The organism is Cupriavidus sp. 2TAF22, assembly GCF_052115045.1.
GTDB lineage: Bacteria > Pseudomonadota > Gammaproteobacteria > Burkholderiales > Burkholderiaceae > Cupriavidus.
Window position 1 is genome coordinate 92042 of record NZ_JBFRFX010000021.1, and the last position, 21424, is coordinate 113465.

Annotated in this window: 18 protein-coding genes and 1 pseudogene; 13 read left to right on the forward strand and 6 right to left on the reverse strand. The window is 67.2% G+C overall.

The features are described 5' to 3' along the window. The first annotated feature begins 145 nt into the window (after positions 1–145). Both purN and AB4Z48_RS24000 read left to right on the forward strand, forming a co-directional pair. The gene (gene purN, locus AB4Z48_RS23995; RefSeq protein ID WP_441618553.1) at positions 146–802 is read left to right on the forward strand and encodes a phosphoribosylglycinamide formyltransferase; all 657 of its coding nucleotides are present in this window, start codon (positions 146–148) and stop codon (positions 800–802) included. Beyond that, complete coding sequence (locus AB4Z48_RS24000; RefSeq protein ID WP_441618555.1) at positions 799–2199, forward strand: RsmB/NOP family class I SAM-dependent RNA methyltransferase; 1401 nt, start codon at positions 799–801, stop codon at positions 2197–2199. Before purN ends, AB4Z48_RS24000 begins: the two co-directional genes overlap by 4 nt. 108 nt (positions 2200–2307) lie before the next feature. On the opposite strand, the gene AB4Z48_RS24005 is transcribed toward AB4Z48_RS24000, so the two are convergent. Both AB4Z48_RS24005 and AB4Z48_RS24010 read right to left on the reverse strand, forming a co-directional pair. Continuing rightward, complete coding sequence (locus tag AB4Z48_RS24005) at positions 2308–3102, reverse strand: IclR family transcriptional regulator (protein WP_441618557.1); 795 nt, start codon at positions 3100–3102, stop codon at positions 2308–2310. Further along, positions 3099–3881, reverse strand: a complete 783-nt coding sequence (locus AB4Z48_RS24010) for an IclR family transcriptional regulator (RefSeq protein WP_441618559.1) — start codon at positions 3879–3881, stop codon at positions 3099–3101. Before AB4Z48_RS24010 ends, AB4Z48_RS24005 begins: the two co-directional genes overlap by 4 nt. Before the next feature lie 170 nt (positions 3882–4051). On the opposite strand from AB4Z48_RS24010, the gene AB4Z48_RS24015 reads away from it, so the two are divergent. The 9 genes and pseudogenes from AB4Z48_RS24015 to nadC all read left to right on the forward strand — a co-directional run bounded on the left by AB4Z48_RS24015 (position 4052) and on the right by nadC (position 16239). Continuing rightward, positions 4052–5212, forward strand: coding sequence for an acyl-CoA dehydrogenase family protein (locus AB4Z48_RS24015; RefSeq protein WP_441618561.1), 1161 nt, complete (start codon positions 4052–4054; stop codon positions 5210–5212). 39 nt (positions 5213–5251) lie between these two features. Further along, on the forward strand, positions 5252–6229 hold the full coding sequence (locus AB4Z48_RS24020; RefSeq protein ID WP_441618563.1) for a Bug family tripartite tricarboxylate transporter substrate binding protein: 978 nt from the start codon (positions 5252–5254) through the stop codon (positions 6227–6229). A gap of 95 nt (positions 6230–6324) precedes the next feature. Further along, positions 6325–7007 (forward strand): annotated as a pseudogene (locus AB4Z48_RS24025) (CoA transferase). Between the two features lie 479 nt (positions 7008–7486). Next, on the forward strand, positions 7487–9136 hold the full coding sequence (locus AB4Z48_RS24030; protein ID WP_441618565.1) for an amino acid adenylation domain-containing protein: 1650 nt from the start codon (positions 7487–7489) through the stop codon (positions 9134–9136). Between the two features lie 54 nt (positions 9137–9190). Further along, the gene (locus AB4Z48_RS24035) at positions 9191–10936 is read left to right on the forward strand and encodes a serine aminopeptidase domain-containing protein (protein ID WP_441618566.1); all 1746 of its coding nucleotides are present in this window, start codon (positions 9191–9193) and stop codon (positions 10934–10936) included. 141 nt (positions 10937–11077) lie between these two features. Continuing rightward, positions 11078–12481 carry a mechanosensitive ion channel family protein gene (locus AB4Z48_RS24040; RefSeq protein ID WP_441618568.1) on the forward strand — a complete coding sequence of 468 codons (1404 nt, stop codon included), beginning with the start codon at positions 11078–11080 and terminating at the stop codon, positions 12479–12481. Positions 12482–12850: 369 nt separating this feature from the next. Next, positions 12851–14041, forward strand: coding sequence for a DesA family fatty acid desaturase (locus AB4Z48_RS24045; RefSeq protein ID WP_441618570.1), 1191 nt, complete (start codon positions 12851–12853; stop codon positions 14039–14041). A 150-nt stretch (positions 14042–14191) separates the two neighbouring features. Then, positions 14192–15343 carry a quinolinate synthase NadA gene (gene nadA, locus AB4Z48_RS24050; RefSeq protein ID WP_441618572.1) on the forward strand — a complete coding sequence of 384 codons (1152 nt, stop codon included), beginning with the start codon at positions 14192–14194 and terminating at the stop codon, positions 15341–15343. Between the two features lie 32 nt (positions 15344–15375). Next, positions 15376–16239: a carboxylating nicotinate-nucleotide diphosphorylase gene (gene nadC / locus AB4Z48_RS24055; protein ID WP_441618574.1), complete on the forward strand. Its 864-nt coding sequence runs from the start codon at positions 15376–15378 to the stop codon at positions 16237–16239. A 111-nt stretch (positions 16240–16350) separates the two neighbouring features. Here nadC and nadB read toward each other — a convergent pair whose 3' ends face one another. The 4 genes from nadB to radC all read right to left on the reverse strand — a co-directional run bounded on the left by nadB (position 16351) and on the right by radC (position 19452). Then, positions 16351–17949, reverse strand: a complete 1599-nt coding sequence (gene nadB / locus AB4Z48_RS24060; protein ID WP_441618576.1) for an L-aspartate oxidase — start codon at positions 17947–17949, stop codon at positions 16351–16353. A gap of 198 nt (positions 17950–18147) precedes the next feature. After that, a complete protein-coding gene (gene rpmG, locus AB4Z48_RS24065) occupies positions 18148–18318 on the reverse strand; it encodes a 50S ribosomal protein L33 (RefSeq protein WP_006157508.1) in 171 nt (56 codons plus the stop codon). Between the two features lie 13 nt (positions 18319–18331). Continuing rightward, positions 18332–18565, reverse strand: a complete 234-nt coding sequence (gene rpmB, locus AB4Z48_RS24070) for a 50S ribosomal protein L28 (RefSeq protein WP_006575661.1) — start codon at positions 18563–18565, stop codon at positions 18332–18334. Positions 18566–18777: 212 nt separating this feature from the next. Continuing rightward, positions 18778–19452, reverse strand: coding sequence for a RadC family protein (radC, locus tag AB4Z48_RS24075; RefSeq protein ID WP_441618578.1), 675 nt, complete (start codon positions 19450–19452; stop codon positions 18778–18780). A gap of 111 nt (positions 19453–19563) precedes the next feature. Between radC and AB4Z48_RS24080 the strand changes: the two genes are divergently transcribed. Both AB4Z48_RS24080 and ispH read left to right on the forward strand, forming a co-directional pair. Next, the gene (locus AB4Z48_RS24080) at positions 19564–20055 is read left to right on the forward strand and encodes an FKBP-type peptidyl-prolyl cis-trans isomerase (protein WP_441618580.1); all 492 of its coding nucleotides are present in this window, start codon (positions 19564–19566) and stop codon (positions 20053–20055) included. 49 nt (positions 20056–20104) lie between these two features. Further along, a complete protein-coding gene (gene ispH / locus AB4Z48_RS24085; protein ID WP_441618582.1) occupies positions 20105–21061 on the forward strand; it encodes a 4-hydroxy-3-methylbut-2-enyl diphosphate reductase in 957 nt (318 codons plus the stop codon). Positions 21062–21424: the final 363 nt, after the last annotated feature.

Genomic DNA, 21424 nt, shown 5'->3' on the forward strand with positions numbered 1-21424 from the left:
GGGCGAGGCGTCACAATCATGCGACAAGGAACACCGTTGCGCGCAGGCCATGCAAATCGTTGCGCCGACGGGGGTTTAGCGTGTTTTAAGTGCCTAATGCGCTCGCTTTGGTCGTGTACGGGTCCTCCCTTGGTAGAATTGCGCGATGAAAAATATCGTTATCCTGATTTCAGGGCGTGGCTCCAACATGGAAGCCATCGTCCGCGCCTGTGCCGCCGAGGGCTGGCCGGCGCGCGTGGCGGCCGTCCTGTCCAACCGGCCTGATGCCGAAGGCCTGCAGTTCGCCGCCGATCATGGCGTGCCGACCGGCGTGGTCGATCACAAGAAATATGCAGATCGCGCCTCTTTTGACGCGGCGCTCGGTGCTGCCATCGATGCCCATGCCCCCGATCTGGTCGTGCTGGCCGGCTTCATGCGTATCCTGACGCCGGGGTTTGTCGACAAATATGCGGGGCGCATGCTGAATATCCATCCTTCGCTGCTGCCTTGCTTTCCCGGCATGCATACGCATCGCCAGGCCATCGAGGCAGGCGTCAAAGTGCATGGCGCAAGCGTCCATTTCGTCACACCCGAGCTCGATCACGGCCCGGTGATCGTCCAGGCCGCGCTCGACGTGCTGCCCGGCGACACGCCCGAGAGCCTGGCCGAGCGCCTGTTGCCGGCCGAACACGCAATCTACCCGCGCGCAGTGCGCTGGTTCGTCGAGGACCGGCTGCGCGTGCATGCCGGCGTGGTCAGCGTCGACCCCGCCGAATCCCAGCTTTTCACGGCCTTTGCTGCCGCTAAGGAGGTGCAGTCATGAGCCGGAATACCGCAGGGGCACGCCAGCCCGTCCGCAACAAGCGCAAGGCCACGCCGATCCGCCAGGCCGCGCGCACCAGCGACAGCCGCGACGGCCACGCGCCGCAGCAGGGCCGCGCGCCGCACGGCGGCCTGCACGCCGTCCATATCCAGCACATCGACCGCCTGCTGGGCAAGGTGCTGATGTTCACGCGCCCGTCCGACGTGGTGGTGAGCTATTACTTCCGCGAAAACCCGAAACTGGGGCACCGCGAGCGCGGCATCATCGCCGAAGCCGTGTTCGCGGTGTTGCGCCGGCGGGTCGAGTTCTCGCAGTTCGCCGCTTCCGGCACGGGCGCCTCGCAGCGCCGCCTCGCCCTGCTGGGCCTGGCAGCCACGCTCGGCCGCGACGTGCTGACCCCCTTCCTGCTGCCCGAGGAAGGCGAGTGGCTGGACCGGCTGACCACCATCGAACGCGCCAGCCTGGCCCCGCGCGTGCGCGCCAACCTGCCCGAGTGGCTGTTCGACGAGCTCGCGGCGCGCCACGACGCGGCCTTCGTCGAAGCGCTGGGCGATGCCTGGCTGCGCCCGGCTCCGCTGGACCTGCGCGCCAACCTGGCCAAGACCTCGCGCGAAGCCGCGCTGGCCGAGCTGGAGGCCGCAGGCCTGAAGGCCGAGGCCACGCCGATGGCGCCCGCGGGCATCCGCCTGGCTGGCAAGCCTGCGCTGAACCAGCTGCCCTTGTTCGTCAATGGCCTGGTCGAAGTGCAGGATGAAGGCAGCCAGTTGCTGTGCAACCTGGTTGCACCCAAGCGCGGCGAGATGGTGGTCGATTTCTGCGCGGGCGCGGGCGGCAAGACGCTGGCGCTGGGCGCGCTGATGCGCTCGACCGGCCGTCTCTACGCATTCGACGTGTCCGAGAAGCGGTTGGCCAACCTCAAGCCGCGCCTGGCGCGCAGCGGGCTGTCCAACGTGCATCCGGTGCAGATCGATTCCGAGCACGACGCCAAGATCAAGCGCCTGGCCGGCAAGATCGACCGCGTGCTGGTGGACGCGCCCTGCAGCGGCCTCGGCACGCTGCGGCGCAATCCGGACCTGAAGTGGCGCCAGTCGCCGCAGTCGGTGCTGGAGCTGACCGCCAAGCAGGCATCGATCCTCGAGTCCGCCGCGCGCCTGGTGAAGGTCGGCGGGCGCGTGGTCTATGCCACCTGCAGCGTGCTGGAGGCCGAGAACGAGGGCATCGTGCGCGGTTTCCTCGGCTCGCATCCGGGCTTCCGCCTGGTGCCGGCCTCGCAGGTGCTGGCCGAGCAGAAGATCGTGGTGCCGGGCTTGCCCGAGGATGCCGAAATGCTGGCGCTCTATCCGCACGTGCACCAGACCGACGGCTTCTTTGCCGCAGTGCTGGAGCGCGTCAGTTAAGCGTTGGCCAGGGTTGGCCCGGGTTAGCCGGGCTTAGCCGGCGTCCTGTCACCGGCGTCCTGTCGCCGGTGACAGGACAGGGACGCTGCCACGCAGCGTCTCTGTCGTTCAGCGCATCCCGAGCAGGCCTTCGACCGTCTGCACCAGCGTCACCAGCCGGGGCGCCACGTCCTTCTCGACCGCGGCGAAGCTGCCCGCGCGTGCCGGCACCCCGCAGTTGAGCACGAGCAGTTGCGCGTCCACGGGTTGCAGCAAAGGCACCGCGAAGCCGTACACCTCATCGCGCCATTCGCCGCGGTTGATGCAATAGCCGCGCCGCGCAAAATCCTGCCGGGCTCTTTCCGCCGCCGGTGCGAGTCGCCGGAACATCTCCGGATCCTCCAGCCTGAGCCGGTTGAGCACCGCCGTGCGCTCCGCGGCCGGCGCGCGGGCCAGCCAGGCGCGCCCGATCGCCGTGGCGAGCATGGGCAGCGCCGCGCCGATATCGGGCGTGACCACCAGGCTGTCGGTCGAGCGCGCGGTCTCCACGTAGATCATCCGCGTGCGCTCGCGCATGCCCAGCGACACGGCGCCACCGACGTGGTCGGCGAGCGCTTTCATCAGCGGTCGCGCGATCTGGCGGACCTGCATGCCCGCCAGCAGCGGATAGCCCATCGACACCACGGCAGCACCTAGCCGGTACTTGCCCAGCGCCGCATCGTGGCGCAGGTAGCCCAGCGCGCAGAGCGTGTGCGTGAGCCGCGCCACGGTGGATTTCGACAGGCCCGCGCGCCGCGCGAAGTCTGCGTTGCCGAGCAGGGCCTCGCCGGGCCGGTAGGCCAGCAGGATGTCGATGCCGCGGGCCAGCGTGCTGGCGAACTGGCGGTCGCGTTCGCCGGTTTGCCCTGCAGGCTGCATCGTCATGCCTTTGCCAGTGCGGCTTCGACGCCGTGCACCAGCCGCAGCAGCCGCGGGCCCATGTCGCGTTCGAGCTTGCGCGGCGCCATGCGCGCGCCGGGCACGCCGCAGTTGAACACCAGGATCTCCCCGTCGATCGGCTCGTGCATCGGCACCGCGACCGCATGCACGTCTGACTGCCATTCGCCGCGCGCAAGACAGAAGCCTCGCGTGGCCAGGTCGTGCGCGGCCTCTTCCAGCGCCGCGCCGTGTTCGCGCCACTGCGCGGGCTCGGTCTCGCGCAAGGCCGCGAGCACGCTCTCTCGTGCATCTTGCGGCGCCCGGCACAGCCAGGCGCGGCCCATCGCCGTGGCCAGCATCGGCAGCGTGGCGCCGATGTCGGGCCGGAACGCGATGGCTTCATGGCCGCGACTGGTTTCCACATAGACCATCTCCAAGCGGTCGCGCAGGCCGAGCGAGACCGAGCCGCCGACGCGGTCGGCGAGCGCTTTCATCAGCGGCCGCGCCAGCTGCCGCACGCGCATGCTGGCCAGCAGCGGATAGCCGAGCGACAGCGTGGTGGTGCCGAGCCGGTAGCGACGCAGTTCGCCGTCGTAGTGCAGCAGCCCGCGCGCGGCCAGCGTGTAGGTGAGGCGCGAGATCGTGGCCTTGGACAGCCCGGTGCGTTCGGCCAGCTCCTTGTTGCTCAGCACCGGCTCGCCCATGCGGAAGCACTGCAGCAGCGCCAGCCCGTGCGCCAGCGTGGTGGCGAAGGCCGGATCGGGATGATGCGGGCGGCTTGGCATGAATGGGCGGCAGGGCTGTGGGGAACGAGCCTCCATCATAGCCATCGCCGCCTCGCGCGGCGGATCTGGGGTTCAAGATAGCGAAACAACGGTCCTGTTTCCGCGCGCCGCTTACTACGCTGCTTCGCACACCGTCCCCCCAGGGCGGAAAGAACAGTGGAGACAGACAGATGATCAGGGACCCGGAAACCTTCCAGCCTTTCCTGGCGGAGCTGCGCCGTTTCGTGCGCGAACGGCTGGTGCCGCGCGAGGCCGAGGTGGCCGCGCGCGACGAGGTGCCGGCGGCACTGGTGCGCGAGATGGCCGGGGCCGGCCTGTTCGGCTATTCCATTCCGGAGGCCTACGGCGGCGCGGGCATGACCACCGAGGAACTGGTGCTGGCCGCCATCGAGCTGTCGCAGTGCTCGGTGGCGTTCCGCGCGCGCGTCGGCACCAATACCGGCATCGGCTCGGAAGCGCTGGTGGCCGACGGCACGCCCGAGCAGAAGCAGCGCTACCTGCCGCTGCTGGCCAGCGGCGCGCTCACCGGCGCCTTCGCGCTCACCGAGCCCGAGGCCGGCTCGGACGCCACAGCGCTGCGTACTTCCGCGCGCCGCGAGGGCGATCACTACGTGCTCAACGGCAGCAAGTGCTTCATCACCAATGCGCCCATCGCCGGCTTGTTTACCGTGCTGGCGCGCACCGACCCGGAGCGCGGCGGCGCCGCCGGCATCTCCGCGTTCCTGGTCGAGCGCGACACGCCGGGCCTGAGCACCGGCCAGCCGTACCAGAAGATGGGGCAGGCCGGATCGCCCGTGTCCGAAGTGCATTTCCAGGATTGCCGCGTGCCGGCCGCCAGCCTGATCGGTGGCGAGGAAGGGCAGGGCTTCCGCACCGCGATGAAGGTGCTCAACAAGCAACGCATCCACCTGGCGGCACTGTGCACGGGGCCCGCCATCCGCATGCTCGACGAAGCCGTGCGCTTCGTCAGCGAGCGCCGCCAGTTCGGCCAGCCGCTGGCCGATTTCCAGCTCGTGCAGGCCCTGATCGCCGACTGCCAGACCGAGATCCACGCCGCGCGCGCGCTGGTTCTGGAAACGGCGCGCGCACGCGACCGCGGCGAGGACGTGACCATGCAGGCGTCGATCTGCAAATACTTTGCGTCCGAAATGTGCGGTCGGGTGGCGGACCGCTGCGTGCAGATGTTCGGTGGCTACGGCTATATCGCCGATTTCGGCATCGAGCGTTTCTATCGCGACGTGCGGCTGTTCCGCCTCTACGAAGGCACCAGCCAGATCCACCAGCTCAATATCGCCAAGCGCACGCTCGCGCTTGCCGCCGCGCGCGGCTGAGCCTGCCCGCGGCGTGCGCCCATCGTCCGAGGAGACACCATGATCAAACACATTCTCGCCGCCCTGCCCATGCTGCTGGGCGCGCTGGTCCCGCTGCGGCCCGCGCTGGCGGACGCGCCGTATCCCGGCAAGGTGATCCGGCTGGTGGTGCCGTTCGCGCCCGGCGGCTCCACCGACATCCTGGCGCGGCTGTTGTCGGAGCGCCTCAAGGACGAACTCGGCCAGACGGTGATCGTGGAGAACCGGCCCGGCGCCGGCGGCAATATCGGCGCAGAGCTCGTCGCGCGCGCGGCGCCGGACGGCTACACGCTGCTGCTGGCCGCCGCCGGTCCCACGGTGATCAATCCCAGTCTCTACGCCAAGATGCCGTTCGACCCGGCGCGCGACCTGGCACCCGTGGTCATGCTGGTGCGCGAGCACAACCTGATGGTGGTGAACGCGGGCCTGCCGGTGCGCAACCTGAAGGAATTCATCGCCTATGCCAAGGCGCATCCCGCGCAGCTCAGTTTCGGCTCGCCCGGCAATGGCTCGCCGGCCCAGCTCGGCGGCGAGCTGTTCAACCAGCTCACCGGCCTCAAGCTCCAGCACGTGCCCTACAAGGGCAGCGGCCCGGCGGTGGCCGACCTCATCGCCGGCCACATCAACCTCATGATCGACAACATGCCCGCGCTGATGCCGCATATGCAATCCGGCAAGCTGCGCGCGCTGGCGGTGGCGAGCGAGCAGCGCGCAAGCGCGCTGCCGGACGTGCCGACCGCCGAGCAAGCCGGCGTCAAGGGCTTCGTGGTGACCGCATGGAAGGGCCTGATGGCACCGGCCGGCACGCCACCGGCGGTGATCGCAAGGCTGAACCAGGCGAGCGTGAAGATCCTGGCGTCGCAGGCCATGCGCAAGCGCCTTGCCGATCTCGGCGCCGAGCCGGTCGGCAACACGCCGGAACAGTTCGCCGCGCAGATCCGCAACGATTCGCGCTGGTGGGCCGCGTTGGTCAAGTCGACCGGCACCACGCTGGATTGAGGGCCGTCACGATGCATGCCGCCACCTCTGCCGCCACCTCTTGCGCCGCCGCGCCTGCCGCGCTGCCCGGGCCTGCGGGCAACCCTGAGAAAGACATGACACAAGACAGCGCTCAACAGCCTTCCCGCCGCGCCGGCCCGCTGGCCGGCATCCGCATCCTCGACATGGCCACCGTGGTGGCCGCGCCGTTCGCAAGCACGCTGTGCGCCGACATGGGCGCCGACGTGGTCAAGCTGGAGCTGCCCGACGGCTCGGACCCGCTGCGCGGGCTGGCGCCGGTCAAGGGCGATCTGTCGCTCTACTGGAAGATCACCAACCGCGGCAAGCGCTGGTGGCGTCGTCCGACCCGATCTTCCGGCGCCTGTGCGCCGCGCTCGGGCAGCCGGCGATGGCGCAGGACGCGCGCTACGCCAGCAATCCTTCGCGCGTGCGCCATATCGATGCGCTCGACGCAGAGATCGCCACCTGGTTCGCCGCGCATGCCTATGCGGACGCCGCCGCCACGCTGGCGGCGCACGAGGTTCCGTTCAGCAAGATCTTCACCATCGCCGATATCCTGGACGACCCCCACTTCCAGGCGCGCGGGGCCGTCGTGCGCCTGCCCGATCCCGACCTCGGCACCGTGCCGGCGCCCTGCGTGGTGCCGCGCTTTTCCGGACACGACGCGCCTGCGCCGCGCAGCGGCCCCGGAGTCGGCGAGCACAACGCGGATATCTATGGCGCGCTCGGGCTGACGCAGGAGTCCTTGCGGACGCTGCGCGGGCAGGGCGTGATCTGAACTGTCGGGCACGTCACAATCGGCTGGCGAATGTCTGTGCGCACTGCCTGTTTCGGTGGACTAAGCCGTCTGGCGGAAGGGCCGGCGTGCCCATCGCGCAGTCGTCCTGCCACCATCGCCCGGTGCCGGCGGCCGCTTACGGGCCGCGCCTCGCGTGACAATGGCGAAACGAGCCGCGGGCCGCGGCGTGCGCCGCCGCGCCACGGCATATGACGCTGCGGCGTTTTGGCCCCAGCGTGCGATTGGCCACACGCCTATCCGCCATTCGGACTACCCCCTTGTAGGTATAGGTTCAATACATTGAAAGCATCGCAGCTTGTTTTGAATTGCGAAGCGGCATACCTTGGCAGGACAGCGCGGCGCCGTGAAAGCAATGGCGGGCGATAGAGCACGGCCCTGCGAGCCGGTGCCATTTCAGTGGGGAAGCAGTCGTGCCGGCGTCTTCCCGGGCCGGTACCCAGGGGTGGGAGGCAGGCAGGATGCTGCACGCATTTTTCTTCAATTCGGCCGCGCAGAGCCCGGCTGATCATGCATTGTGGGTCGAGGGGCGCTATTACACCTACGAGGAAGTCCGCGCCCGTGCGCAAGGCGTCAGCGCCGCGCTGACCCCGTTTGCCGGCGGCGCGAACCGCAACTGCATCCTTTTCGCGCATCGCAGCGCGTGCGCCTACGCCGGCCTGCTCGGCGTGCTGGCCGCCGGCATGGCCTACGTGCCGATCCACCCGCGCTTTCCCGCTGCGCGCAACGCGGCCATCGTGGCGCGCTCCGGTGCGCGCGTCATGCTGGTCGACCATGTCTGCGCGCCGCAACTGGCCGCGCTCATGCCGCTGCTGCCGCCGGACCTGCGCATCGTCATGCTCGATGCGCAAGCGTGGGATTCTCCGGGCGGCGACCCACAACATGCGCCGACCCCGTCCGCGCCATTCGTTCACGATCCGCCGCCCTGGCCGGCCCTCGTCGCGCAGGATGACCTGGCCTACCTGATCTTCACCTCGGGCACCAGCGGGCCGCCCAAGGGGGTCATGATCCCGCACGGCAGCGCAGTGGCTTACGTCAGCGCGCACATGCAGCGCTATCCTTGCGAGCCCGGCGGCCGCTTCAGCCAGTTCGCCGATCTCACCTTCGATTTTTCCGTGCACGACGTGCATGTGTGCTGGGCCACCGGCGGCTGCCTCTATGTGCCGGCGCTGCAGGATCCGCTCTACCTGGCGGGCTTCATCCGCGAGCACCAGATCACCCACTGGGCCAGCGTGCCCTCCGTCCTGGCTTTGCTGCAGCAGTTCCGCAAGCTGGCGCCGGGTGCCTTTCCAAGCGTGAAGATGACCTTGATGGGCGGCGAGGCGCTGCCCAAGACGCTTGCCCAGGCATGGTCGCAGGCAGCGCCGAACACGCGCATCGTCAATGGCTACGGCCCCACGGAAACGACGGTCATCGTGCTGACCTTCGAGCTGACGCCGGCATTTCTCGCGGATGCATCGCGCCCCGCGGTGCCGCTGGGCCAGCCCTACCCGGGCATCGAGGTCGTGGTGGCCGACAAGTATCTCGTGCCGGTGCCAGCGGGCGCGCGAGGTGAACTGCTGGTCGGCGGCCTGCAACTGGCGAGCGGCTACCTGTCGGACAACCCGCTCGACGACACGCGCTTCTTTGCGCGCGCCTATCCCGGGCGCAGCTATCGCCGCTGGTACCGCACCGGCGATGCCGTGAGCGCGTCGCCCGATGGCCTGCTTTACCACGGGCGCATCGATACGCAGGTCAAGATCCGTGGCAATCGCATCGAACTGCAGGAGATCGAACAGGTCGTGCAGGCCGCCAGCGGCAGCGCCCAGTGTGCGGTGCTGGCGTGGCCGCTGGACGAGGCCGGCAAGCCGGTTGGCCTGGTGGCATTCGTGCTGGCGCCCGCTGCCGAGGCCCAGGGGGCAAGGGGCGCGCGCACGGCGCGTATCCGCCACGCCTGCAAGCAAAGCCTGCCGGTCTATGCACGGCCCGACCGCATCGTGTGTCTCGACGACTTTCCGGTCAACGTGAACGGCAAGATCGATCGCGCCCTGTTGCTGGCCCGGTACGAGCGCCTGGCTGGTGGCAAAGAAGGGGGGAACGAGCGCCGCCGCAATGACGCCCTTGCGCTCTGATATCCGCATGTTCCCGTCGTACCCGCGGGCCCCCGGCGCGCACGGAGTTCGTCCATGACGCCTTTGCATTTCAACGGATGTTTCGGCTGGTATCACGCCGCGCGCGGTCCGCGCGCGCTGCTGGTGTGCAACGCGATCGGCCACGAGGCCTTGTGGACCCATGCCGGCCTGGCACGCCTGGCCGAGCAGCTGGCGGCGCAGGGCGTGCCGGTGCTGCGGTTCGACTATCCCGGGACCGGGGATTCGGGCGAATGCGATGCCGGCGATGAAGCGCCGCCGTCCTGCGTCGATTCGTGCGTGGCGTCGATCGGCGGGGCAGGCAAGCTGCTGCTGCGCTTGTCCGGCGCGCGCGAGATCGTACTGCTCGGCGTGCGTGGCGGGGCATCGCTGGCCGCGCTGGCGGCCGCGCGTCGCGCGGGCGGGCTCGACGTCGCCGGGCTGGCGCTGCTCGCGCCCGTGGCGCAGGGGCGCATGCTGGTGCGCGAGATGAAGATGATCGCGCAGACCTGGCGCTCGCTGGCCGGGCGCGCGGTGGAGCAGACGGCGCCGGGGCACCGGCAGGACGGCACGGACATCCTTGGCATTCATTTCCCGGCGGCTGCCATCGACGCGTTCGCGCGGATTGATCTGCTGGAGGCCGGGCGCGCGCCGGCGCCGCATGTTTTCATTGCCGGTGCGGCGCAGGGCGAACCGCTGGCGCGGCACTATGCCGCGCTGGGCGCGCGGGTCCGCACGGCGCCGTTTCCCGAAGTGGTCGGCTGGCTGCAGGATCCGCTGTACTGCACGCCACCCGACGCGACCTTCGCGGCCGTCTCAGACTGGTTCGCTGCCCTGGCGCCGGCCGGCGGTAGCGTCGGGCAAGGGCATCGCGCGGCGGCGGCACGCCTTGCCGTGGCCGCAGTGGAACCCTGCCTGCGCGCGGGCGACTGGGTGGAAACGCCGGTCCGCTTTGGCCAGGGCCTGTTCGGCATGCTGTGCGAGCCGCGCGCCCAGCGGCTCGAGCGGCCGGCCGTGCTGATCAACAATTCGGGAGGCACGCACCATGTGGGCGCCGGTCGCGGCAGCGTCATGCTGGCGCGGCAACTTGCCGCGCACGGCATTGCCTCGTTCCGCATCGATGTGCGTGGCATCGGCGATGCATCGGTCGGCGCGCAGGCGGTGCCGGCCGTACCTGCCGATCCGGATGGCTATCTCGATGCGGTGACCGCCTGCGACTGGCTGCAGGCCCACGGGCACCGGGAAATCGTGACGTTCGGCGTGAGCTACGGTGCGAATGTCAGCCTGCATGCAGCCGCGGCCCATCCCGGCGTGGTGGGGGCCGTCCTGGTGAACCTGCAGCGCCTGCTGCGCAGGGAGACCTTTACCCGGCCACGCTGGCTGATCCATGGCCGCAGCGCGCCCACGGAGCAAGAGGGCGGGGCCGGCTTCGACGCCGCCACGGTCTTGCCCAGGCCGGCGCCGCCGGAGCAGCAGGAGATCGAGGCCCTGCTGCGCGCGCTCGATGCGCGCGGCACGGTCCTGCGCCTGCTGTTCGGCCCGGCGGATCCCGGGCCATTCGAGCTGGCCCGTTTTTTCGGGCCGAAGCTGGAAGGCCTGGCCGGGTTCGCGCAACTGCAGATCGAGACCGTCGAAGGCCTTGACCATGGCATGCTGAATCCGCCGGGGCGCGCGCGCGTGATCGACTATTGCGTCAGTCTGCTGTGCGGCCCCTTTCATCCGGGCTCGGACTTGCCGGCGCGGCTGCAGCGCGCGGCCGAACCGTGGCGCCGCGAGCCGGGCTGCCGGGGACGGTGCGGCTGAGGGTCCCGACCCCGCAGCACGGCGCGTGCAGGCCGCGGGCGGCTAGAATGGCTGGTTTCCGACGGGCAGGGCGCCAGGCGCCTTGCCTGCCCGCCGGCCCGCGCCGATTGCATCCGCGTGCCCGGCCAGCCACGCCTGAGCATGAATCCGAATCCCTTGAACGAACTCCATGTGGCGCATCCGGCTTTTGGCCGGATGCTCGACGACCTCATCCGCGATGCCGGCGGCCCCGGCTTCATCTGGCAACTGGTGGTGCTGGCCGGCTGCCTCGCCGTGGCCTGGCCGCTGGCGCGGCTGGTGGTGAAGCGGCTGGAAGCCCGCTACGACGGCTCCAGCTTTGCCTTGCGTTTCGCCGCCTCGAGCCTCGAGCGCGCCATGTTCCCGCTGTTCGGCTGGCTTCTGGTGATGGCCGCGCGCTTCGGGCTGGAGCAACTGATGTCGGCCAGCGTGCTGCGGCTGGCGCTGGTGCCGCTGTTCGGCATCACCTTCCTGTATTTCGCCTTCTATATCCTGCGGCGCGTGCTGTCCGGCAATGGCCAGCTGCACGGCATGCTGCTGCTGGTGGAAAAGGTGCTGACCACGCTGGTATGGGTGGCCATGGCGCTCTATGTGCTTGGTGTGCTGTGGGAGGTGGTCGGCTGGATGGAATCCATCCGCTTCTCCGTCGGCGGCAAGCAGAAGATCAACCTGGCCGACACGCTGGTGGCGGTGGTGTGGATCCTGCTCACCGTGCTGGTGGCGATGTGGTTCGGCTCGTGGCTCGAAGAGCGCCTGATGCGGTCCCGTGGGCTGGACAGCAACCTGAAAGTGGTTCTGACGCGACTTTCCAAGGCCTTGCTCCTGCTGGTCTCGCTGCTGCTGAGCCTTTCGCTGGTCGGTATCGACCTCACCGTGCTGTCGGTATTCGGCGGCGCGCTCGGCGTGGGCCTGGGCCTGGGCTTGCAGAAGATCGCCAGCAATTACATCTCGGGATTCATCATCCTCCTGGATCACTCGGTCAAGCTCGGCGACCAGATCACGGTGGATAAATTCAGCGGCACGGTCTCGCAGATCCGCACGCGCTACACCGTGGTCCGCAACGGTGACGGCGAAACCCTGGTGCCGAACGAACAACTGGTGGCGCAGGCGGTCCAGAACCATTCGTTCTCCAACACCAATGTGCGCGTGGCGACACGTGTGCAGGCTGATTACGCCGCCGATCCGGAGACGGTGCTCGCCCTGCTGGTGGAAGCCGCCCAGGGAATTCCCCGCCTGCTGGCCGAACCGGCGCCCTCGGCGTTTCTGGTGCTGTTCGCCGACAATGGCATCGAATACGAGCTGGCAGGCTATATTGCCGATCCGCAGAACGGCAAGCTGGGGGTCCAGTCAGCGATGAACCGGGCAATTTGGCGCAAATTCCGGGAACATGGGATCTCGATCCCCTACCCCCAGCGCGAGGTGCGCGTCCTTGGGCGCGAGGCAGCGGTTGACGGCAATGAACYGGAAAAAGTCGCAAACAAGACGCTTTCGGCGTCTCCCGGGGTTGTGGTGGGCAGTGCGAACTGAACTTTCGCGGGGCGTTTGGGGCACCTTGCGGAACGTTATGTGTTGCTTGACATCAAACTCGGGGAAAAACGGATGTTCCCTTGTTGGCGTTCCGGTAGAATCATAGTAGTTGCGGGTTCCGAGTTTTCGACCTCCCGCCCCCACACCAGACAGCCGCCAGATTGCAGCGGCTCGTGCCAGTCCCGCCGGGAGGCAGCATCTGCCCACGGCGCCAGACGCGCATGCCATGGGGGCTCCGGCGAGTGCCGGGGTTTCAGGCAGACGCCATACGACGCAATCACTGAGTTTGCAGTCCTTTTTCTGCACCCTGTTTGCGGCCCGCCGTGTCGTGCCGCGATGAATGCACCTGTTTAACCGACGGAGAACAGTTTGTTCGACACTATTCTTGACTGGGCCTCGAACGGCCTTGCCAACTGGTCCTGGTGGGAGATCGTGATCTACACCCTGGTGGTGACGCACATCACCATCGCGGGCGTCACCATCTACCTGCACCGCTGCATGGCGCACCGGTCGCTGGATCTGCACCCGATTGCTTCGCATTTCTTCCGCTTCTGGCTGTGGCTGACCACCGGGATGGTCACCAAGGAGTGGACCGCCATCCACCGCAAGCACCACGCCAAGTGCGAGACCGAGGACGATCCGCACAGCCCGCAGACCCGCGGCATCCGCAAGGTGCTGCTGGAAGGCGCGGAACTCTATCGCGCCGAGTCCAAGAACAAGGAAACCGTCGCCAAGTTCGGTCACGGCACGCCCAACGACTGGGTCGAGCGCAATGTGTACTCGCGCTTCGGCTGGCAAGGCGTGGGCCTGATGCTGATCATCGACGTGGCGCTGTTCGGCGTGATCGGCCTGACCGTGTGGGCCGTGCAGATGCTGTGGATCCCGATCCATGCCGCCGGCATCATCAATGGTCTTGGCCACTGGTGGGGCTATCGCAATTACGATTGCGAGGACGCTTCGACCAATGTCTCGTTCTGGGGCATCATCATCGGCGGCGAAGAACTGCACAACAACCACCACACCTACCCGACCTCGGCCAAGTTCTCGGTCAAGTGGTACGAGTTCGATATCGGCTGGGGTTATATCCGCGCGATGCAGGCGGTCGGCCTGGCCAAGGTCAAGAAGACCCCGCCCAAGGCACGCCTGGTGGATGCCCGCCCGGTGGACCACAACACGCTGGAAGCCATCATCGCCAACCGCTACGACGTGATGGCGCGCTACGCCAAGGCCGTCAAGAGCGCCTACAAGCAGGAACTGGAAAAGCTGAAGGAAGCCCGCGTGGCGGAATACAGCAGCTTCAAGCCGGCGCGCAAGTGGTTCCACCGCGAGGAAGCCAAGCTGGCCGATCCGCAGCGCAAGCAGCTGGCCAGCATCGTGGAGCAGAACAAGTCGCTGCACACCTTCGTGGAAATGCGCCGCGAACTGGCCGCGATCTGGGGCCGTTCCAACCTGACGCGCGAACAGCTTCTGCAGCAGCTGCAAGCCTGGTGCCATCGCGCCGAGGCAAGCGGCATCCAGGCCCTGCATGACTTTTCGCTGCGCCTGCGCCGCTACGCATGATGGCTGTCGTGGCCTGAAGCCCGAGCCGGCGTGGCTGCTACAAAGCACCGCGCCCAAAAGCCCCGCCCATGGCGGGGCTTTTGTTTTAGTTAAACTCCCCCATGTACAGGCCGGCGGCATGATGCGCGGCGGCCAAGAGGAGTATCGGAGATGACCCCCCAAACGATAAAGACCGTCGAGTTCGAGAAACCGAATATTTCGACGGAGTCCCCCGACGGCGCCAGCTGCGTCGCCCATGCCTGGGCGAAAGTACCGCCAGTGCTCTCCAGCGGCGAGCGCACTGCGCTCAAGACGCGCATCAGGGAGCTGCTCAAGGCGCGCAACGCTGTCCTGGTCGCGCACTATTACGTCGATGCCGACCTGCAGGACCTGGCGGAGGAAACCGGCGGCTGCGTGTCGGATTCGCTCGAAATGGCGCGCTTCGGCCGCGACCATCCGGCCAAGACGCTGGTGGTGGCGGGCGTGCGCTTCATGGGCGAGACCGCCAAGATCCTGAGCCCGGAAAAGACCGTGCTGATGCCGGACCTGGACGCGACCTGCTCGCTGGACCTGGGTTGCCCGGCCGACGAGTTCGCGGCGTTCTGCGACGCGCACCCCGACCGTACCGTGGTGGTCTACGCCAATACCAGCGCCGCCGTGAAGGCGCGCGCGGACTGGATGGTGACGTCCAGCATCGGCCTGAAGATCGTCGAGCACCTGCACGCGCGCGGCGAGAAGATCCTGTGGGCGCCGGACAAGCACCTCGGCAGCTATATCCAGAAGCAGACCGGCGCCGACATGCTGCTGTGGCAGGGCTCCTGCCTGGTGCATGACGAATTCAAGGGCATCGAGCTGGACCTGCTGCGCCGCGAATTCCCCAAGGCCAAGATCCTGGTGCACCCGGAATCGCCGGCAAACGTGGTGGAGCAGGCCGATGTCGTCGGCTCCACTTCGCAGCTGATCGCGGCCGCGCGGGAACTGGACGCCACCGAGTTCATCGTCGCCACCGACAACGGCATCCTGCACAAGATGCGCATGGCAGCGCCGGGCAAGCATTTCATCGAAGCGCCCACCGCCGGCAACAGCGCCACCTGCAAGAGTTGCGCGCACTGCCCGTGGATGGCCATGAACGCGTTGACCAACCTGGCCGAGGTGCTCGAGCACGGCCACAACGAAATTCACGTCGATGCATCGATCGGCCGGCAGGCGGTGACCTGCATCGACCGCATGCTCGACTTCGCCGCCCAGCAGAAGGCCAATGTGCGCCCGCGCGCGGATCTCGCCGCCGAGCAGGCATTGTTCAAGGGAATCGGTCCGGCATGAGCGACGCAAGCAAAACGAACAATACGAGCAGCATGAACGCCAACCGCGTCTTCGATAGCTTCGGTCCGGCGCTCGTCGAGGCGCTGCAGGCCAATGTGCGCGCCGCCATTGACGAGGACGTCGGCAGCGGCGACCTGACTGGCCTGCTGGTGCCCGAGGGCAAGCCCGCGCACGCGCGCGTGATCGTGCGCGAGCAGGCTGTGCTGTGCGGCCAGGCCTGGTTCGAGGCGTGCATGAGCGCCATCGATCCGGCGCTCGAGGTGCACTGGCTGCAGGCAGAAGGTGCGCGCATGGCGGCCGATTCCGTGGTGTGCGAGATTGCGGGCCCGGCGCGTTCGTTGCTGACCGCCGAACGCCCGTCGCTGAATTTCCTGCAGTTGCTGTCCGGCGTGGCCACCGCCACGCGGCGTTACGCCGATATCATCGAGGGCACCCGCGCGCGCGTGCTCGACACGCGCAAGACGCTGCCCGGCCTGCGCCTGGCGCAGAAGTACGCGGTGCGCATGGGCGGCGGCGAAAACCAGCGGCTGGCACTGTACGACGGCATCCTGATCAAGGAGAACCACATTGCCGCCGCCGGCAGCATCACCGCGGCGATGCAGGCGGCGCTGGCGCTCCAGGCCGGCGTGTCGGTGCAGGTGGAAGTGGAAACCCTGGCGGAGCTGGAGGAAGCGCTGGCCGCCGGTGCAAAGTCGATCCTGATCGACAACTTCACCGTGGCGATGATGCATGACGCCGTGCGCATCAATGATGGACGTGCGCTGCTGGAAGTCTCGGGCGGGGTCAATGCCGACACCATCCGCGTTTTTGCCGAAACCGGCGTGGACCGGATCTCGGTCGGTGCGCTGACAAAGGATGTGCGGGCGACGGACTACTCGCTGCGGATCCTGGCCTGAGCGCGGCCGGCCACGCTTCGCTTCCATCCTCTGCCTTCGAGGAAGAGGGCGGGGGAAGGGTGGCCTGGCGGGGCTTAGTTCGGCAGCTTCGCTGCCGGACGCAACGCTTTCCTACTTCCCTCGCTCCCGCTTGAATTCCGGCTGCATGACCGTCGGCAGCGCCTTGGGCAAGGTCTCCGGATAATCCCGGCTGTAGTGCAGGCCGCGGCTCTCGTGGCGCGAATAGGCGCTATCGACGATCAGCGATGCCACCTCGACCAGGTTGCGCAGTTCCAGCAGGTCGCGCGTCACGCGGAAATTGGCGTAGTACTCGGCGATTTCCTCGCGCAGCAGGCTGATGCGATGCTGCGCGCGTTCGAGCCGCTTGCTGGTGCGCACGATGCCGACGTAGTTCCACATCATGCGGCGCAGTTCGTCCCAATTGTGCGACACCACGACTTCCTCGTCGGCATCCGCCACGCGGCTCTCATCCCACTTCGGCAGGGCAATGTCCGGCTGGCCGGCCTTGTCCTGCGAGGCGATATCGAGGGCCGCGGCGCGCCCGATCACCATGCATTCCAGCAGTGAGTTCGAAGCCAAGCGGTTCGCGCCGTGCAAGCCGGTGCAGCCGGTCTCGCCCACGGCATACAGGTTGGTCAGGTCAGTGCGGCCGGTGGTGTCGGTCACCACGCCGCCGCAGGTGTAGTGCGCAGCAGGCACCACCGGGATCGGCTCGCGCGTGATGTCGATGCCCAGTTCCAGGCAGCGCGCGTGGATGGTGGGAAAGTGCTCGCGCAGGAAGGACTCAGGCTGGTGGCTGATGTCGAGGTGCACATAGTCCAGGCCGCGCTTCTTCATTTCGAAGTCGATCGCGCGCGCCACCACGTCGCGCGGAGCCAGTTCGGCGCGCTCGTCATGCTCGGGCATGAAGCGCGTGCCGTCGGGCAGCTTCAGCAGGCCGCCTTCGCCGCGCACCGCTTCCGAGATCAGGAAGGACTTGGCGTAAGGGTGATAGAGGCAGGTCGGGTGGAACTGGATGAACTCCATGTTCGAGACCCGGCAGCCCGCCCGCCATGCCATCGCGATGCCGTCGCCGGTGGCCGTGTCGGGATTGGTGGTGTAGAGATAGACCTTGCCCGCGCCGCCGGTGGCCAGCACCGTGTGGGTGGCGGTGATGGTGCGCACTTCACCGCTGGCATCGTCCAGCACGTAGAGGCCGTAGCAGCGATTGCCCGGCATGCCGAGCTTGCGCGAAGTGATCAGGTCTACCGCGAAGTGATCCTCGATCACGGTGATGTTCGGGTGCCGGCGCGCCTGCTCGGTGAGCGTGGTCACCACCGCGTGCCCGGTAGCGTCCGCCGCGTGGATGATGCGGCGGCGGCTGTGGCCGCCTTCGCGCGTCAGGTGGAAACCCAGTTCGGCCTGGTCGTCGCGCGTGAACGGCACGCCACGGTCGATCAGCCACTGGATCGCCTCGCGCCCATGCTCCACGATGAAGCGCGTGGCACCGTCATCGCACAGCCCGGCACCGGCCACCAGCGTGTCCTGGGTGTGCTCGTCATGACTGTCGCCGGAATCCAGCACGGCCGCGATGCCGCCCTGGGCCCAGTCGCTGGCGCCCTGCGTCATGGCGCGTTTGCAGATAATGACAACCCGATGGGTGTCGGCCAGTTGCAGCGCGACCGTCAGACCGGCCAGTCCGCTGCCGACAATGGCGACATCGAAGTTCATGATGCGAGAGACGCGCGCGCGAAACGCGGTCGGGAGGCAGGAAAGCTGGAAAGTGTACACCCGCCGCGACTTTGCGTGGGGCACCGCGGGCATCCCCGCGATTGACGGCCATTGCAGGCCCGAAAAAGCAAAAACCCCGCAGATGCGGGGTTTTTACAGACATGCCGCGCGAATCGGCATGCGGAAAGCCAGGATCAATTACTTGATCTTGGTTTCCTTGTACGACACATGCTTGCGGGCGACGGGATCGAACTTCATGATCTCCATCTTTTCCGGCATGGTGCGCTTGTTCTTGGTGGTCGTGTAGAAGTGACCCGTACCTGCAGTCGACTCCAACTTGATCTTATCGCGTCCGCCTTTGCTGGCCATGATGTACTCCTAATTAGACTTCGCCGCGTGCGCGCAGGTCGGCGAGCACGGAGTCGATGCCTTTCTTGTCGATCAGGCGCAGGCCGGCGTTCGAGACGCGCAGGCTCACCCAGCGGTTTTCCGATTCAACAAAGAAACGACGATTCTGCAGGTTGGGCAGAAAACGGCGCTTGGTCTTGTTGTTTGCGTGGGAAACGTTGTTGCCGACCATCGGCGCTTTCCCGGTCACTTGACAGACGCGTGCCATGAAGCACTCCTAACTCTTCTATTCGTGGACAATGTTCGCAACAGATCAACAAAAGGCGCGCGGCCCGGACTGCAGCGGTTAAGACTTCAGCAAAACGAGCATTATAGACCGGAAAACCTCAACCGATCAATGCCTTCCGTGGTTTACCGTGCACAGATGCCACATTGGTGGCGTCTGCTGCACAATCAGCCGGCGCATATGGCCCATCACCATCAGAGTTCGCCATGTTCCGCGAACGAGTGGATGGTGGTGCCCGCCACGATGAAGTGGTCGAGCACCTTCACGTCGATCAGGGCCAGCGAGCGTGTGAGCGAGCGGGTCATGGCCAGATCGGCCCCACTCGGCAGTGCATTGCCCGACGGATGGTTGTGCGCGACGATCACGGAGGCCGCATTATGCAGCAAAGCCTGGCGCGCCACCTCACGCGGATAGACACTGGTCTGCGTCAGGCTGCCGCGGAACAGCTCTTCGCTGGCCAGCAGCCGGTTGCGCGCATCGAGGAACAGGCACATGAAGACCTCATGCGGGTGTGCCGCCAGCGTCAGGCGCAGGTAGTCGCGCACCGCCGCCGGTGAATCGAGGCCGCCCGGCAGGGCAAGCCGCTCGGCCAGGGCGCGCCGGGTGAGCTCCTGGGCGGCCTGCAACTGGGCATACTTGGCCGCGCCCATGCCCTTGATCCGGGCGAATTCGTCGGTCCCGGCGGAAAAAAGGCCGCTCAGCGTGCCGAAGTCGTTCAGCAGCTCCCGCGCCAGGTCGACCGCGCTCTTGCCGGCCACGCCCACGCGCAGGAAGACGGCGAGCAGTTCGGCGTCCGAAAGCGCCGTGGCACCGTCGCGCAGCAGTTTTTCGCGCGGGCGTTCGCTGCTGGGCCAGTCCGTAATGCGCATGACACGATCCCCCCGTGAGAATGGAACTGCATGGCGGTGCACGCCGGGCGCAGACAAGGCGGCGCGCGGTCGAGTCGCTTACAATACGGGTTGTCGACAGGTTGAGCACCCATGAATTTGCAAACTTTTGCGTCAGGGCCGCAGGACGGCGCCGCTGACGGTCGCAAGACCGTGCAGCCGGACTCCTTCCTGACCCTGCACTACAGCATTTCCCTCGAGAACGGCACGGAAATCGTCAGCACGTTCGAAGAGAAGCCCGCAACGCTGCTGCTGGGCCAGGGGCAGTTCGCGCCCACCCTGGAGCAAGCCCTGCTGGGCATGCCCGAGGGCGAGCGCATGACTTACCGCCTGGCGCCCGAGCACGCGTTCGGCCCGCGCAACCCGGAGCTGCTGCAACGGGTCTCGCTGAACACGCTGCGTGAAAACAGTTCGTTTGAAGAGGACTACACCCCGGGCGACCTGGTCGAGTTCAACGCGCCCGGCGGCGGCAAGTACGCCGGGGTGCTCAAGGAAATCGGCGAGACCTCGGCCCTGTTCGATTTCAACCACCCGCTCGCCGGACAGACTATCTTGTTCGACGTCCAGCTGATCGGCATTCTCTGATGCTGAACCAGGCCGGCCCAGCGCCGGCCGCATTGAACTGAATTCCTGCATGTCCGAACTCACCACAGCCGCCGATGCCGAGATCCTGATGGCGCAGCCCCGCGGCTTCTGCGCCGGCGTGGATCGCGCCATCGAGATCGTCGAGCGTGCCCTTGCCCGCTACGGCGCACCGATCTACGTGCGCCACGAGATTGTCCACAATGCCTATGTGGTGGAGGACCTGCGCCGCAAGGGTGCGATCTTCGTACAGGAACTCGAGGAAGTGCCGTCCGGCTCCACCGTCATCTTCAGCGCGCACGGCGTGTCCAAGGAAGTGCGTGCCGATGCGACCGTGCGCGGCCTCAACGTGTTCGACGCCACCTGTCCGCTGGTGACCAAGGTGCACGTCGAAGTGGGCAAGATGCGCGCCGAGGGTTGCGAGATCATCATGATCGGCCACGCCGGTCACCCCGAGGTCGAGGGCACCATGGGCCAGACCGAAGGCGGCATGCTGCTGGTCGAGTCCGCCGCCGATGTGGCCAGGCTGGAGGTGTCCAATCCGGATCGCCTGGCCTTCGTGACCCAGACCACGCTGTCGGTGGACGAGACGGTGGAGATCGTCGCCGCGCTCAAGGCGCGTTTCCCGCAGATCCGCGAGCCCAAGAAGCAGGATATCTGCTATGCCACGCAGAATCGCCAGGACGCGGTGAAGTTCATGGCGCCGCAGGTCGAGGTCGTGATCGTGGTGGGCAGCCCCAACAGCTCGAACTCCAACCGCCTGCGCGAACTGGCCGAGCGCCTGGGCGTGCCGGCCTACATGATCGATTCACCCGACCAGCTCCAGCCGGAATGGGTGGAAGGCAAGCGCCGCATCGGCCTGACCGCCGGCGCGTCGGCGCCCGAAGCGCTGGCGCAGTCCATCGTCGAACGCCTGCGCCTGCTTGGCGTGCGCAATGTGCGCGCGCTCGACGGCATCGAGGAAAAGATGTCGTTCCCCCTGCCGCGCGGCCTGGTCACGCCGGCCTGATCGCTGCCGCGATCGCTGGCATGGCCCGCTCCGGGCCATGCCAGCGCGCCGGCGCAACGCGCCGCGCGCCCCCTTGAGTCTCTTCCGTTTCCCTCGCTGGTTTCCTCCGCTGCGCTGCATGCGTGACGCCGTGCCGCATTCCGTCGGCGGCGCAGACGCCGTGCGCGCGGGCCATCCGCCTTGCCTCATGCCAATGCGCGGCCCCAGTGCCGAAGTGCACCGATATATTGCACGGGTATATCGCCGTCCAACACGCAATAATGCACAATCGCGGTGCGTCGTTTTCTTATGCTTGTCTGAACTATAAGACAAATTAGGGAATTCCCTAGAATTAGGAGTTTCCCTATTATGGTGCCGGACAAA